The sequence below is a fragment of the Pseudoclavibacter sp. RFBI5 genome (genome assembly GCF_002931395.1).
GTDB lineage: Bacteria > Actinomycetota > Actinomycetes > Actinomycetales > Microbacteriaceae > Pseudoclavibacter.
On the sequence record NZ_PSYA01000010.1, the window covers coordinates 1,185,313 to 1,199,281 of the forward strand.

The 13,969-nt window shown below is 68.4% G+C and carries 9 protein-coding genes; 2 read left to right on the plus strand and 7 right to left on the minus strand.

All coding sequences use genetic code 11. The annotated features are described in order from the left end of the window. Positions 1-76: 76 nt before the first annotated feature. Positions 77-919: an aldo/keto reductase gene (locus tag C5E06_RS12425; RefSeq protein WP_104307033.1), complete on the minus strand. Its 843-nt coding sequence runs from the start codon at positions 917-919 to the stop codon at positions 77-79. Between the two features lie 65 nt (positions 920-984). On the opposite strand from C5E06_RS12425, the gene hrpA reads away from it, so the two are divergent. Continuing rightward, positions 985-4,914, plus strand: coding sequence for an ATP-dependent RNA helicase HrpA (gene hrpA, locus C5E06_RS12430; RefSeq protein WP_104307296.1), 3,930 nt, complete (start codon positions 985-987; stop codon positions 4,912-4,914). Between the two features lie 190 nt (positions 4,915-5,104). On the opposite strand, the gene C5E06_RS12435 is transcribed toward hrpA, so the two are convergent. The 4 genes from C5E06_RS12435 to C5E06_RS12450 form a co-directional block, all read right to left on the minus strand. Continuing rightward, positions 5,105-5,860 (minus strand): SDR family NAD(P)-dependent oxidoreductase, encoded by a 756-nt coding sequence (locus C5E06_RS12435; protein ID WP_104299276.1) that lies wholly within the window; start codon positions 5,858-5,860, stop codon positions 5,105-5,107. 168 nt (positions 5,861-6,028) lie between these two features. Then, positions 6,029-7,732 carry a glycoside hydrolase family 13 protein gene (locus C5E06_RS12440; protein ID WP_258067597.1) on the minus strand — a complete coding sequence of 568 codons (1,704 nt, stop codon included), beginning with the start codon at positions 7,730-7,732 and terminating at the stop codon, positions 6,029-6,031. 97 nt (positions 7,733-7,829) lie between these two features. Next, positions 7,830-8,534: an amino acid ABC transporter ATP-binding protein gene (locus C5E06_RS12445; protein ID WP_181057946.1), complete on the minus strand. Its 705-nt coding sequence runs from the start codon at positions 8,532-8,534 to the stop codon at positions 7,830-7,832. 107 nt (positions 8,535-8,641) lie between these two features. Further along, positions 8,642-10,927 carry an amino acid ABC transporter substrate-binding protein/permease gene (locus tag C5E06_RS12450; protein WP_104307035.1) on the minus strand — a complete coding sequence of 762 codons (2,286 nt, stop codon included), beginning with the start codon at positions 10,925-10,927 and terminating at the stop codon, positions 8,642-8,644. 286 nt (positions 10,928-11,213) lie between these two features. On the opposite strand from C5E06_RS12450, the gene C5E06_RS12455 reads away from it, so the two are divergent. Further along, positions 11,214-12,905: a metallophosphoesterase gene (locus C5E06_RS12455; RefSeq protein ID WP_104307036.1), complete on the plus strand. Its 1,692-nt coding sequence runs from the start codon at positions 11,214-11,216 to the stop codon at positions 12,903-12,905. On the opposite strand, the gene C5E06_RS12460 is transcribed toward C5E06_RS12455, so the two are convergent. Then, on the minus strand, positions 12,869-13,402 hold the full coding sequence (locus C5E06_RS12460; protein WP_104307037.1) for a DUF6328 family protein: 534 nt from the start codon (positions 13,400-13,402) through the stop codon (positions 12,869-12,871). The genes C5E06_RS12455 and C5E06_RS12460 overlap by 37 nt on opposite strands. Before the next feature lie 89 nt (positions 13,403-13,491). After that, positions 13,492-13,653 (minus strand): hypothetical protein, encoded by a 162-nt coding sequence (locus C5E06_RS19340; protein ID WP_160073323.1) that lies wholly within the window; start codon positions 13,651-13,653, stop codon positions 13,492-13,494. Between the last annotated feature and the right edge of the window lie 316 nt (positions 13,654-13,969).

Sequence of the window (13,969 nt, forward strand, 5' to 3'; positions counted from 1 at the left end):
GCCCGCACGACCGCGCCAACGACGAGACGGCCGGCGCCCCCTCTGGGGCACCGGCCGTCTCAGCAGCTGCTGGAAGCTAGTTCACTTCGTTGGGGTGCGCCGCGACTCGTCCTTCTTCGCCGCGCTCGAGTGCCGTGATGGCGTCGTACTCGGCGCCCGACAGCTCGAAGTCGAAGACCTGAGCGTTCTCGACCATGCGCTCACGCGACGTGGTCTTCGGGAAGACGATGTTGCCCTTCTGGAGGTGCCAGCGGATGACGACCTGCGCGGGCGTCTTGCCGTGTGCATCCGCTGCCGCCTTGACGGGCTCCAGCTCGAAGAGCGGGTACTTGGCCTGGCCAAGCGGTCCCCATGCTTCGGTCTTGATGTCCTCGGCTTGCAGGTAGGCGTCGAGCTCGGGCTGCTGGAAGATCGGGTGCTGCTCGATCTGGTTGACGACCGGCTTCACGCCGGTTGCCGAGATGATGTCGCGCAGGTGCGACTCGAAGAAGTTGCACACGCCGATGGACGTGGTCAGGCCGGCCTGCTGCAGCTCGACGAGCGCCTCCCAGCTCTCGACGAACTTGTTCTGCTTCGGCGTCGGCCAGTGGATGAGGTAGAGGTCGGCCTTCTCGAGGCCGAGGCGCTCGAGGCTCGCGTCAATCGCCGCGCGGGGCGTGTCGCGGCCCTGCTCGTCATTCCAGAGCTTCGTGGTCACGTAGAGCTCGTCGCGCGGGATGCCGGACTTCGCGATGGCCCTGCCCACGCCCTCCTCGTTGCCGTAGATCTTGGCGGTGTCGATGTGGCGGTAGCCGACCTCGAGGGCGTCGGACACGATGCGCTCGGTCTCTGCCGGGTCGACCTTGAAGACGCCGAAGCCGAGCTGGGGAATGCTGGTGCCGTCGTTGAGGGAAACGTTGGGGATCTGCAATGCGGTCATCCCTCTGTTCTAGCAAGCGGAACTGGTTCCGCGCTGACCGGACACGGCAATAGACTGTAATGCTCATGACTACGACTCCCCTCGAGATCTCCTACCCGCCGGAGCTGCCCGTCAGCCAGATGCGGGACGAGATCCGCGACGCCATCGCCGCCAACCAGGTGGTCATCGTCGCGGGCGAGACCGGGTCGGGCAAGACGACGCAGCTGCCGAAGATCTGCCTCGAGCTCGGCAGGCAGATGATCGGGCACACGCAGCCCCGACGCATCGCAGCGCGCACGATCGCGGAGCGGATCGCGGATGAGCTCGGCGGCGACATCGGCGGGCTCGTCGGCTACCAGGTGCGCTTCACCGACGAGGTGTCGGCCGAGACGCGCGTGAAGCTCATGACCGACGGCATCCTCCTCAACGAGATCCACCGCGACCGCCTGCTGCGCAAGTACGACACGATCATCATCGACGAGGCGCACGAGCGCAGCCTCAACATCGACTTCCTCCTCGGCTACCTGAAGACGCTCCTCCCGAAGCGGCCCGACCTGAAGGTCATCATCACGTCGGCGACGATCGACCCCGAGTCGTTCTCGAAGCACTTCAACGACGCCCCGATGATCGAGGTCTCCGGCCGCACGTTCCCCGTCGACGTCCGCTACCGGCCGCTCGTCGCCGACGCTCCGCTGCCCGGTGAGGAGGACGAGGACGCGGCCCCGCAGACGCCGGAGCGCGACATGTTCGAGGGCATCGTGGATGCGCTCGACGAGCTCGACCGCGACCTGCCCGGCGACGTGCTCGTGTTCCTGTCCGGCGAGCAGGAGATCCGGGACGCGCAGGACGCGATCCGCGCCCACGTCGCGCGCGACGCTCGCCCGGAGTCGACCGAGGTCCTCCCGCTCTTCGGCCGCCTCTCCTCCGCGGAGCAGCACCGTGTGTTCGAGTCGAAGCGTCCGCCCGGGGTGCGCCGGCGCGTGGTGCTCGCGACAAACGTCGCAGAGACGAGCCTCACGGTGCCAGGCATCGTCGCCGTCATCGACACGGGGACGGCGCGCATCTCCCGCTACTCCACGCGAGCGAAGGTGCAGCGCCTCCCGATCGAGGCCATCTCGCAGGCGTCCGCGAAGCAGCGTTCGGGCCGCGCCGGCCGCACCTCCGCTGGCGTCGCCATCCGCCTCTACTCGGAGGCCGACTTCGATCGCCGCCCCGAGTTCACCGAACCCGAGATCCTCCGCACGAACCTCGCGAGCGTGCTCCTGCAGATGCTCGAGCTGGGCCTCGGGGCCCTCTCCGAGTTCCCGTTCCTGCAGCCGCCGGACGCGCGCGGCATCAAGGACGGCACCGACCTCCTCAGTGAGCTGGGGGCCGTCGAACCCGGCAAGGCCAGCCACGGGAAGGACAGCCAGCTGCGCCTCACGAAGACGGGCCGCAGCCTCGCCCGCCTCCCCATCGACCCCCGATTCGGCCGCATGGTCATCGAGTCGAAGCAGCACGACGTGAGCCGCGAGATCCTCATCATCGTCGCCGGCATGACGGTGCAGGACATCCGCGAGCGTCCGCTCGAGAAACGGCAGAAGGCCGACGAGCTGCACGCGCGGTTCCGCGACCCGTCCAGCGACTTCCTCACGCTCGTGAACGTGTGGAACTACCTCGAGGAGCAGAGCCACGAGCTCGGCTCGAGCGCGTTCCGTCGCAAGTGCCGAGACGAGTTCATCAACTTCGTCCGCTTCCGCGAGTGGCAGGACGTGTTCCGTCAGCTCCGCCAGCTCGCCGGCCCCATCGGCTTGAAGGTGCAGCGGCCAGCCGCCGGGCAGGTGCAGGAGCCCGGCGCCCTCGCCGACGCCATCCACCGCTCCATGCTCGCCGGGCTCCTCAGCCATATCGGCATCCGCGACGAGCTGAAGCGCGACTACGCGGGAGCACGCGGCACCCGGTTCCAGATCTTCCCCGGTTCCGGGCTCGCGAAGGCGAAGAAGCAGCCGGATGTCGTCATGGCGGCCGAGCTCGTCGAGACGAGCCGCCTCTTCGCGCGCACCGTCGCGAAGATCGACCCAGCCTGGGCCGAGGTGCTCGCGGGCTCCCTCGCGAAGCGCAACCACTCCGACCCGCACTGGGAGAAGACGCAGGGCTCCGCGGTCGCCATCGAGCGGGTGACCCTCTACGGCGTGCCCATCGTTCGAGGACGCACCGTGCAGTTCTCGAAGATCGACCCGGCCTGGTCGCGCGACCTGTTCATCCGCCACGCCCTCGTCGAGGGCGACTGGAACGGGCGCCACAGCTTCGACTCCAAGAACCGGGCGCTGCGCAAGAGCCTCGCCGACCTCGAGGAGCGCACCCGTTCGCGCGGTGCCTACACCGACGACGAGGACGCCGTCTTCGAGTTCTACGACGAGCGCCTCCCCAGGGATGTCGTCTCGCAGTCCACGTTCGAGAAGTGGTGGCAGGGCGCGCAGAAGCAGACCCCGCAGCTGCTCACCATGACGAGGGCGGATGTGCTCGGCGAGGAGCACGCCGACCCCGACGAGCAGGGTGCCGGGTTCCCCACCGAGTGGAAGCAGGGCGACCAGCGCCTCCGCCTCCGGTACCGCTTCGACCCGGGTGCGCCCGACGACGGCGTGACGGTCAACATCCCGCTGCCCCTGTTGTCGCGCCTCGACGACCGCGGCTTCGACTGGCAGGTGCCCGGCATGCGCCGGGAGCTGGTCATCGCGCTCCTGAAGTCGTTGCCGAAGGCCACCCGACGCAACTTCGTGCCCTCCGCGGACTGGGCCGACAAGCTGCTCGGCGAACTCGGCGAGGCAAGGCCAGACCTCGGCCAGGAGGTTCCCGGCGACTTCGACGACGCGCTGCGGCAGATCATGCAGCGGCAGGCGGGCATCCGCTTCGACGTGAGCGAGTTCGACTGGAGCCGCGTCCCCTCGCACCTTCGGGTGCGCTTCCGAGTGCTCGACGACCGCGGCCGGGAGCTCGGCACGGGAGAGGACCTCAGGGCGCTGCAGGAGAAGCTCAAGAAGGCGTCGGAGGCGTCGGTGCTGCGCGCGACGCAGCAGGTCGCGGCGCCCGCCCGCCCCGGGAACGGCGTGCGCGAGGCCGGTTCGGTGCCAGCGCAGAGCGCGTCGACCGCGGAGCTCCGCTACGACCAGCACGGGCTCACCGAGTGGCCGCTCGACGGGATCCCCGAGCTCATCGACATCAAGCGCAAGCACGGCGTGATCCGCGCCTACCCGTCGCTCGCCGTCGTCAAGGGAAGCATCGACCTGCGCCTCGTGACGACGCCAGAGGACCAGGCGCGCGAACATCCCATCGGCGTCGCTGCCCTCCTCGTCGCGTCGGTGCCCTCCCCTGCGAGCTACGTGCAGGAGCACCTGACGGCGAAGGAGAAGCTGGCCCTCGCGACGAGCCCGTACCACTCGACGCCGGCGCTCTTCGGCGACATCGTCGCGGCCCTCGCCCAGGATGCGGTTGCCGCGTACAGCCAGGAGCACGGCGGCCCCGTGCGCACGCGGGCCGCGTTCGATGAGCTGCGCGAGACGTTCAACGCGACCCTGCTCGACCGCATGTTCGCGCAGACGAAGCTCGTCTCCGAGATCCTCGACCGCTTCCGCGAGGCCAACAAGGCGCTCAAGGCGGCCAACCACATCTCGGTGCTGCCGTCGCTCTCCGACGCCCGCTCGCAGCTGCAGGCGCTCGTCTACCCGGGCTTCGTGTCGAAGACCGGCGTCACGCGGCTTGCGCACCTCCCCCGCTACCTGCGGGCGCTCACCTACCGCCTCGAGCGGGTGCTCAGCCATTCCAGCATCGAGCGGGCCGGCCTCATGCAGGTGGAGCAGGCGACGGCCCTGTACACGGAGGCGGGCGGCACGTTCCCCGCGAACCGCTCCGCCCCGGCATCCGTCGTCCAGGCGAGGTGGATGCTCGAGGAGTTCCGCGTGAGCCTCTTCGCGCAGCAGCTCGGCACGGCCGAGACGGTCTCGCTGAAGCGCATCCGCCAGGCCCTCGCGGAGAAGTAGCGCCGGGCGGGCGCGCCGTCCCGCAGCGCACCCCTGCGCGCTGCCGCATCGCCCCCGGCGCATCGCGCCCTGCTGCAATCCACCCCACCAAGCGCAAAAATCAGCCAGATGCGCGCTCCCGGTGGCGGGAGCGCGCATCTGGCTGATTCCTTGGACGCGAGCCGGGCTGCGCTGAGCCGGCCAGCCGTCGCTAGACGGCCGTGTAGCCGCCGTCGACGAGCACGTAGGAGCCCGTCATGAAGCTCGCCTTGTCGGAGAGCAGGTAGGTGGTGAGGTTCGCGACCTCTTCGGCCTTGCCGAGGCGCCCAAGCGGGTGCTTCGCGACGAGAGCATCGAGCTGCTCCTCGCTGAGGTGCTTCTCGAGCAGCGGCGTGGAGATGTACCCGGGTCCGACGGCGTTGATCCGAAGCCCCTGGGGGCCGTACTCGGCAGCCGAGTTCTTCGTGATGCCGACAACCGCGTGCTTGGAGGCCGTGTAGGCGCCGCTGCCGATCGCCGCGACCGTTCCGTGGATGGAGGCCATGTTGACGATGGCTCCCTCTTCGGCGCCGGCCTCGAGAATCGCGGGGATCTGCGCGCGGAGCCCGTATAGCACTCCGTTGAGGTTGATGTTGATGACGCGGTCCCAGTCGTCGACCTCGACGTCAGCGGCGGGGGCCGCCTTGCCGCCGATTCCGGCGTTGTTCACGGCGTAGTTGAGCTTGCCATAGGTGGCGACGGCGTGCTCGACCGTGCGGACGCTGTCCTCTGCGACGGCGGTGTTCGCCTCGAACGGCGAGGCGGTGCCGCCGGCTGCCTCGATCTCGGCGACCACTCGCTTCGCACCCTCGAGGTTGATGTCGGAGACGACCACCTGGACGCCGTTGGCGGCGAGCTCCTTCGAGATCGCCTCGCCGATTCCCGAACCGCCGCCGGTCACGATCGCGACTTTTCCTGCAAATGCCATGGTGCTGTTCCTCTCAGAGTGCGCGGCCGGTGGTCACCGGTTGCTCCTTCGAGTGTGCTCCCGCACATCCACAATTGGCTGTGTTTTGGGTCAGCGAACAGGCGTAGCATTCACCTGTTCTGTATCCCTGACTGGCCCCACGGCCTCCCCCGCGTGCACGCCCGGCGGCTACTCGGCGTCGGCCAGCCAGACCGTCGTATCGGTCGTCAAGAGACCTGCGTCCTCGACGTGCGCCACCTCGCTGCGGGCGAGCACTCGGAGCCCCTCCGGCAGCGCAACCGGCTGAGCGCCGAAGTTGGTGATCACCGTGACGTCGCCGTTGCGGTACGCGAGCACCTCGTCGCCGAAGCCGTCGACCCACGCGAAGCGGGCATCCCCCATGCCGAGGTCGTGCTCGCGGCGCAGCGCCAGCAGGGAGCGGTACAGGTTCAGGGTCGAGGAGGGGTCGTGCACCTGCTCGCCGCGCGCGAGCTCCGCCCACAGCTCCGGCTGCGGAAGCCACGACTCTCCCGTCGCGCTGAAGCCGTAGCTGCCGCCATCGGCCTCCCACGGAATCGGCACCCGGCAGCCGTCACGGCCGTACAGCTCACCCTCGGAGCGGATGAAGATCGGGTCCTGCCGCGCCTCGTCCGCGAGGTCGATGACATCGGGCAGGCCGAGCTCCTCGCCCTGGTACAGGTAGCTGGAGCCCGGCAGCCCGAGCATGAGCGCCGTCGCGGCTCGTGCGCGCCGCTCGCCGACCACGGGGTCCGGCTGGCCGGGGGTCTTCGGGCCGACGCCGGCTCCGTGCGCGTTCGGCTCGGTCAGGGCGAGGCGGGTCGCGTGGCGCACCGTGTCGTGATTCGAGAGCACCCAGGTGCTCGGCGCACCGGATGCGGCGAACGCGGCGAGCGACCGGGTCACGACCTCCTTCTGGCCGTCCGCATCCCACGGCGCGCGCAGGTAGGCGAAGTTGAAGGTCTGGTGCAGCTGGCCGGGGCGAACCCACTCGGCCATCTCCTCGACGCTCGGCAGCCACGCCTCGCCGCACAGCACGCGGTCGCCGTCGTACTCGGCAGCGAGGAGATGCCAGGCGCGGAAGATCTCGTGGACCGCCTCCTGGCCGAGGTACGGGGTGCGGGGGTCGCCGACGATGGGCAGGTCGCTCTCGACGGGGATGTAGTCCGGCAACCCGTCTTCCTTCGCGAGGCCGTGGGCCACGTCGATGCGGAAGCCGTCGACGCCGCGGTCGAGCCAGAAGCGCAGGATGTCCTCGAAATCCCGATGCACAACCGGGTTCGACCAGTCGAAGTCGGGCTGCGTGGAGTCGAACAGGTGCAGGTACCACTGGCCGGGCGTGCCGTCTGCTTCGGTGAGACGCGTCCATGCCGGCCCTCCGAAGAGCGACTGCCAGTTGTTCGGTGGCAGCTCGCCGTGCTCGCCCTTGCCCTCGCGGAACAGGTAGCGCGCACGCTCCGGGCTGCCGGGGCCGGCGGCGAGCGCGGCCTTGAACCAGGCGTGCTCCGACGAAGAGTGGTTGGGGACGATGTCGACGATGATGCGGATACCCCGCTCGTGGGCCGCCTCGAGCATCCGGTCGAACTCGTCGAGGGTGCCGAAGACGGGGTCGACGTCGCAGTAGTCGGCGACGTCGTAGCCGGCGTCGTTGAGGGGCGACGGGTAGAACGGGGAGAGCCAGATGGCGTCGATCCCGAGGTCGGCGAGGTCCGGGATGTGCGCCGTGACGCCAGCGAGGTCGCCGATGCCGTCGCCGCTCCCGTCTGCGAAGGAGCGCGGGTAGACCTGGTAGATGACGGCTGAGCGCCACCATTCGGATCCTGGGGTGGTGTCCTTCGCGAACTGGGCCTCTGTGGGTGCATCGTTGAGCGTCACCACGACAGGCTAGTGGATGCGGCGTGCCCCCTGTCCGCTGGACAGGGGGCACGTCGTCGTCGAGCGCCGGTGAGCGCGGTCGCTGTCAGATGTACAGCTAGAGGACCTTGCCGAGGAAGTCCTGCGTGCGCGGCTCCTTCGGGTTCCCGAAGAGCTCGTCGGGAGTGCCCGTCTCGACGATCTTGCCGTCGGCCATGAACACGACACGGTCGGCGACTTCGCGCGCGAAGCCCATCTCGTGGGTGACGAGGGCCATCGTCATGCCCGACTTGGCGAGGTCGCGGATGACCTGGAGCACTTCGCCCACCATCTCGGGGTCGAGGGCGCTCGTCGCCTCATCGAAGAGCATGATCTCCGGGTCCATGGCGAGCGCCCGGGCGATCGCCACGCGCTGCTTCTGGCCGCCGGACAGCTGCGAGGGGCGGCGGTCCATGAGGTGGTCGAGGCCCACTCGGCGCAGCAGCTCCTCGCCGCGCTTGTTGGCCGCATCCTTCGTGACGCCCTTGATCTCGCGGGGCGCCAGCGTCACGTTCTCGAGCACCGTCATGTGCGGGAAGAGGTTGAAGTGCTGGAACACCATGCCGATGCGCTGCCGAACCTTGTCGAGGTTCGTCTTCGGGGCGGTGATGTCGTCGTCGTCGACGAAGACGTGCCCCTTCGTGACCTCTTCGAGGCGGTTCAGGCAGCGGAGCAGCGTCGACTTCCCGGAGCCGGACGGGCCGATGATCGCGATGACCTCGCCGTTCGCGATCTCGAGATCGATGCCCTTGAGCACCTCCACGGGTCCGAAGGACTTGTGCATCTCGACGACCCGCACGCGCGGCTGGCCGGAGTTGACCGCGTCGAAGCGACCGGTGAATGGCGTCTGCTCCACGGCTGACGCATCCGACGCTGAGTTGTTCACGTCACTCATTTGTTGAACCTCTTGTCGACGTAGTTGGAGAGGACCGTCAGCAGGTAGATGACGATGAAGTAGAGCACGCCGACGACGAGCCAGATCTCGAACGACCGGAAGGTCGAGGCGATGACGATGCGGCCCTGGTAGGTGAGCTCAGCGAAGCCGAGGACGGACAGCAGCGAGGTGTCCTTCAGCGTGATGATGAACTGGTTGATGAGCGACGGCGTCATGATCTTGAACGCCTGCGGCAGCACGACCCGGCGCATCGACTTGCCGCGGGTCAGGCCGAGCGAGCGCGCGGCTTCCATCTGGCCGGGGTCCACAGACTGGATGCCGGAGCGCACCGTCTCCGTGATGTACGCGCCGGCGTTGAGGCTCAGCGTGATCACACCGGCGGTGAGCGCGTCGAGCGAGATGCCCGTCACGGCTGGCACGCCGAAGTAGAAGAAGAACGCCTGCACCAGCACCGGGGTGCCTCGGAAGATGTTCACGTACGTGGAGGCGATGCCGCGAAGCAGCACGTTCTTCGAGATCTTCAGGAAGCCGAACGCGAGGCCCAGGATCATCGCGAAGACGAGCGACAGGGCGGTGGCGAGCAGCGTGTAGCCGAGGCCGACCATGAGCGACGGGAAGGCGGCGACGACGAGCTCGAAGAAGCCGAGCTGGCCCGATTCCTCCTCGCTGCCGAGGTAGCGGTCGCTGATCGTCGCGAGCACGCCCGTGTCGTCGGCGTTGGCAAGGCCGGCGTCGAAGAGCTCGAGGAGCTCGGGGTTCTGGCCCTTGAGGACTGCGAAGCCGTACTCGCCGCCCTCGATGGGGTCGGTCACGGTCATGAGGCCGTTGCCCTGCTGGATGCCGTACTGCAGCACCGGGAAGTCCTCGAAGAGCGCGACGGAGTTGCCCGTCTGCACCTCCGCGATCATGTCGGCGGTGTCGGAGAACGTTCGGATCGTGAAGCCGTATTCGGAGGACAGCTCCTCGGCGGTGGTTGCGCCGACCGTGCCGGTCTTGACGGCCACGTTCTTGCCGGCGAGGTCCTCGTAGCCGGTGATGCTGGTGTCGCCGTCCTTGACGGCCATCTGCACGCCCGAGGTGAAGTAGGGCTCCGAGAAGTCGAAGACCTGCTTGCGCTCGTCGGTGATGGTCATGCCGGCGATGATGCCGTCCGCCTGGCCGGACTGCACGGCCTGGAGAGCGGCGTCGAAGCCCAGCGGCTTGATGTCGATCTCGAAGCCCTGGTTCGCGGCGATGGCGCGGATGAGGTCCATGTCGATGCCGAGGAGTTCGCCGTTCTGCTCGAACTCGAAGGGCGCGTAGGTGTTGTCCGTCGCGATGACGTACGAGCCCTTGTCCTTGGGGGTGTCGACGGCGAAGAGCGGGTTCTTGGGCAGCGTTCCGGGGCCGTCGTCCTCGATGACCTCGTTGCCGAGGGTGACGACGCCGCCGGAGATCTTGGTCGCATCCGGTGCGCCGTCTCCGAGGTACTCGTCGAGGATGCCCTGGTAGGTGCCGTTCTCGACGACGTTCTTGAGTCCGTCGTTGAAGGCCTCGCGGAGTTCCGCGTTCTGGCCCTTGTTGACGGCGAAGCCGTAGGAGGAGGCGCGCTCAGGCTCGGTGACCGTCTTGAGGTTGATCTCGCCGGTCTCGATGCCGTACTGGAGGATCGGGAAGTCGTCGAAGACTGCGACCGAGTTGCCGCTCGTGACGTCGTTGAACGCGTCGGACGCGTCCTGGAAGCCCGTGACGGTGAAGCCGATCTCCTTGCCGAGCGTCTCGGCGAAGGTGAAGCCCTCCGTGCCGTTCTTCGCGGCGACGGTCTTGCCCTCGAGGTCTTCGTAGCTGGTGACGTCGTTGTTGCTCTTGGCGACGGCCATCTGGATGCCGGAGTCGAAGTAGGGGTTCGAGAAGTCGAACGTGCCCTTCCGCTCGTCGGTGATCGACATTCCGGCGATCATGCCGTCGACGGCGTTGGTCTGCACTGCCTGCAGCGCGCCGTCGAAGCCGAGCGACTTGATCTCGACGTTGAAGCCCTGATCTTCCGCGATGGCGTTGATCAGGTCCATGTCGATCCCGCGGAGCTCGCCGTCGATCTCGAACTCGAACGGCGCCCACGTGGTGTCGGTGGCGATCGTGTAGGTCTGTCCCTCGACCGCGCTCTTGCCGATCGTGGCCGCTTGCGCGGTTCCCGCGATGGCTCCACCGGTCAACAGCAGCAGCAGTGCGACCGCGATGACGGACAGGACTTGGTTTCGTGAGTCTGCGACTCGTTGCAGGAGTGAGGTGAGCGAAGTTCGCATCGTGCTCCTCGGCCAGGGCAGTTTCTGGAGGAGCGTTGGAACCTGGCGGTACCCGGCGCAGCCCCCGCTTCTGCCGGTCTGTCAGCAGCCGCAGATCGCAGCAACCGAATTATGAGCGCAACGCTACCTGGCTGGGAGTCTGCTGTATGACACGATCCGTAGATCGTGTTCCCCTTGTGATGTTTTCGCGATGGCGTCTTGGGCCTCGAGGGCGCGGCGGGAGACGCCCTCGTGATTACGCTTGGCAGGGCCGGATCTGCGGTCGGGTTCGGCGGAGGGCGGAACGATGCGGGACGAGAACGACGTCAGCTTGCTGTGCGAGCCGTATCTGGTGCTGCCCGACGCTTCGGGCGTGGAGGTCGCCTGGGTGACGGACGGGGAGGCTCGCGACTCCCGCCTCATCGTCGTGCCGATCGAGCTCGGCGAGCGTCTCGCGGAGCTCTCGGTCGAGGAGCTGAAGGACCCTGCGCTCGCGAGCTCGCTGCCGGGCGCTCAGGTGACGAGATCCGCTGGCGTCCGACTGTCCGCGATGGCGGAGGACCGCGAGAGCTTCCTCCCCGCCGGGCTCGAGGACCTCCGGAACGCACTCGAGACGGAGACGACGGTCATGCGTGAGGTGTGGCGCCAGTCGGCTCGAGCCTCGGGCCTGGAGCCCGGAGTCGGCTGCGCGTATCGGGTCGTGAGCGGTGCCGCCGCTTCCCGGGTCGCACGCCTCTCCGCAGCTCCGCCCGCGGACGCCCCGCTCCTGCGTCTGCTGCTGACGAGCGACCACCAGCTCGGCGCTCCCGTCCCGGTAGCCATGCGGCAAGCGAGCGAAGCCGCTGGCCCCTTCGACGCCGTGCTGTACGCGGGCGACTTCGTGAATGTCCCCGACCGCGCCTCGGAATGGTTCGACGACGCTCGCGGCTCCGCGTTCTTCCCGTCCATGCGAGACATCCTGCCGAGCACGCCGATCTTCTCGGTGGTCGGCAACCACGAGGTCCAGGGCAGGCGAGAGCCTGGGCGGACGCTCTCGGAGTCCTTCGAGGGCGCATTGCCCGTGCGCGTGTCCGACGACGGTCTGAGCCTCTCGAACTACGAGACCCTGTTCCCCTCGCCGTCCGGCTCCCGCTTCTACGCGGTCACCTTCGGCGGGGTGCGCATCGTCGCCCTGAGCGCGACGCGGATTTGGCGCTCCGACCGGGCCGACGACGACCCCGCCGCTCGCCTCGTGTCGAGCCGCTACCAGGAGGCCGCGCACGCGCTTGAAGATCCGCTGGCTCAGCGCTACGGGTCGCACATCATCGACGACCTGCAGGCCGGGAGCCCGCAGTACGAGTGGCTGCGCCGCGAGCTCGCGAGCCCCGCCTTCACGGAAGCGAGGCTGCGCGTGGTCGTCATGCACGAGAGCCCGCACAGCATCGGCGTGAACGCGATGCCGCACTTCGCGCATCCCGTTCGCCTCGAGGAGCGCGACGGGCTCGGCGAGCTGACCGGCGTGCGCTACGACTACCCGTCGGCCGAGAGCATCCTGCTGCGCGACATCGCACCGCTCTTCGAAGCGGCGCGCGTCGACCTCGTCATCGGCGGGCACTCGCACCTGTGGTCGAGGTTCGCCTCAGCGGCGGGCGTGCAGTACCTCGAGACGTCGCACGCTGGGAGCACACACGGGGCATTCGATCAGAGCAGCGGCCGCCGTCGAACGCGCCCGTCGTTCCGGTGGAACGCGCACGATGCAGTGGCGCAGGGCGACGCTGGCGGCCTCGACCCCATCGTTCCGACGCGTGCCCCTCGGCTCGGAGCGGCCGGCGAGCCACTCCCCTACGTCGCGGAGCCGGGGCTGAGCGTGTTCAGCGTGCTGACCGTGTCTGCAGGTGCAGGCGCAGGCGCAGGCGAGAAAGCGGATGCGGCTGCCGTCGTCGAGAGCTACCTGTACGACGCCCGGACCCCCGAGGTGCCGGCTCAGGTCTTCGATGCGTTCGGCGTCGGCGAGGCGTGAGCCGCTCGGTCGCGCGCGTTCCTGAGGAGCCTGGGGCCGACCGTCCAGAGGAGCACCACGAGCCCGGCCACGGCTCCGCCTGCCCAGATTCCGGCGGTTGGCGAGACGACGAAGTCGAACACGAAGAGCACGATGCCCACGAAGAGCAGTGACGCTGCGATGAGGCAGAGGATGAGGATGACGCTGGCGGCGTGGACGAGCTGCGCTTTCGCCCCTTCGCCGAACAGGATGCGATGCAGCATGACGGGCGCGAGCGCGAGGAGCGTGACGAGGACGGCGAAGATGACGAGGCACAGGTAGAGCACGTGATCGAACGGACCGAGCTCCGTGAAGCGCTGCTGGAACGGCAGCGTCAGCAGGAAACCGGCCATGATCTGCGTGCCGGTCTGCAGCACGCGGAACTCCTGCATGAGCTCGCTCCAGTTGCGGTCCGAGCGTTCGTTGGGGGTCTCGTCTCGTCCGTCATCGGACGTGGTGTCGACGTCGCTGTCGATCATGGCTTCTCCTGCGGTGTTGGGAGGCGTTCGCCCATCGCTCGTCCCGCCGGGTGCCCGGCACGCGACTCGTGGCGTGCCGGGCTCAGCGGTCAGGCGAGGTCGCTGATGCCGTCCTGGCGTCGGCGGTCCTGCGATCCCTCGTCGTCGACGGCGCCGTCGCCGGTCTCGAACTTCTCGTCGCGACGTTCCTGGCGGTGCTCTTCCTGATGCTCGTGCTCTTCGCGCAGCTCTTCGTTCTTGTCGTGTCCCATGGGGTCTCCTCGATCGTCTTCGGCGCATCGTTGCGCAGCCCGCGCGGCGGAGTGCCGCAGGCTGAGCGTAGCGCTCGGCGCTTGGATCGCGGCAGGAATTGGCTCCTCCACACCAGGACGAGAATGCCCCTGACTTCGCACCGGGCAGGGCTGCCAAGGTCGAGGGCTGTGTTGTGGTCGTCACAACGCAGCGGAAGCGACCAGAAGTCCGCTCCCGACCTTGCGGGCAGCGGTTTGCCCGCCGGGCGCGGAGCGCTGCTCGGCGGGGGGTGTCGCCGGAGACGCCTCGAGGCGGTGCCCACCAGGAGTCCTGGTC

What these genes read in the sequence shown, in the direction of transcription:
- C5E06_RS19340 (WP_160073323.1), bottom strand. Translation starts at nt 13,653, where the DNA reads ATGGGACACGACAAGAACGAAGAGCTGCGCGAAGAGCACGAGCATCAG.
- C5E06_RS12425 (WP_104307033.1), bottom strand. Translation starts at nt 919, where the DNA reads ATGACCGCATTGCAGATCCCCAACGTTTCCCTCAACGACGGCACCAGC.
- C5E06_RS12435 (WP_104299276.1), bottom strand. Translation starts at nt 5,860, where the DNA reads ATGGCATTTGCAGGAAAAGTCGCGATCGTGACCGGCGGCGGTTCGGGA.
- C5E06_RS12450 (WP_104307035.1), bottom strand. Translation starts at nt 10,927, where the DNA reads ATGCGAACTTCGCTCACCTCACTCCTGCAACGAGTCGCAGACTCACGA.
- C5E06_RS12445 (WP_181057946.1), bottom strand. Translation starts at nt 8,534, where the DNA reads ATGCACAAGTCCTTCGGACCCGTGGAGGTGCTCAAGGGCATCGATCTC.
- C5E06_RS12460 (WP_104307037.1), bottom strand. Translation starts at nt 13,402, where the DNA reads ATGATCGACAGCGACGTCGACACCACGTCCGATGACGGACGAGACGAG.
- hrpA (WP_104307296.1), top strand. Translation starts at nt 985, where the DNA reads ATGACTACGACTCCCCTCGAGATCTCCTACCCGCCGGAGCTGCCCGTC.
- C5E06_RS12455 (WP_104307036.1), top strand. Translation starts at nt 11,214, where the DNA reads ATGCGGGACGAGAACGACGTCAGCTTGCTGTGCGAGCCGTATCTGGTG.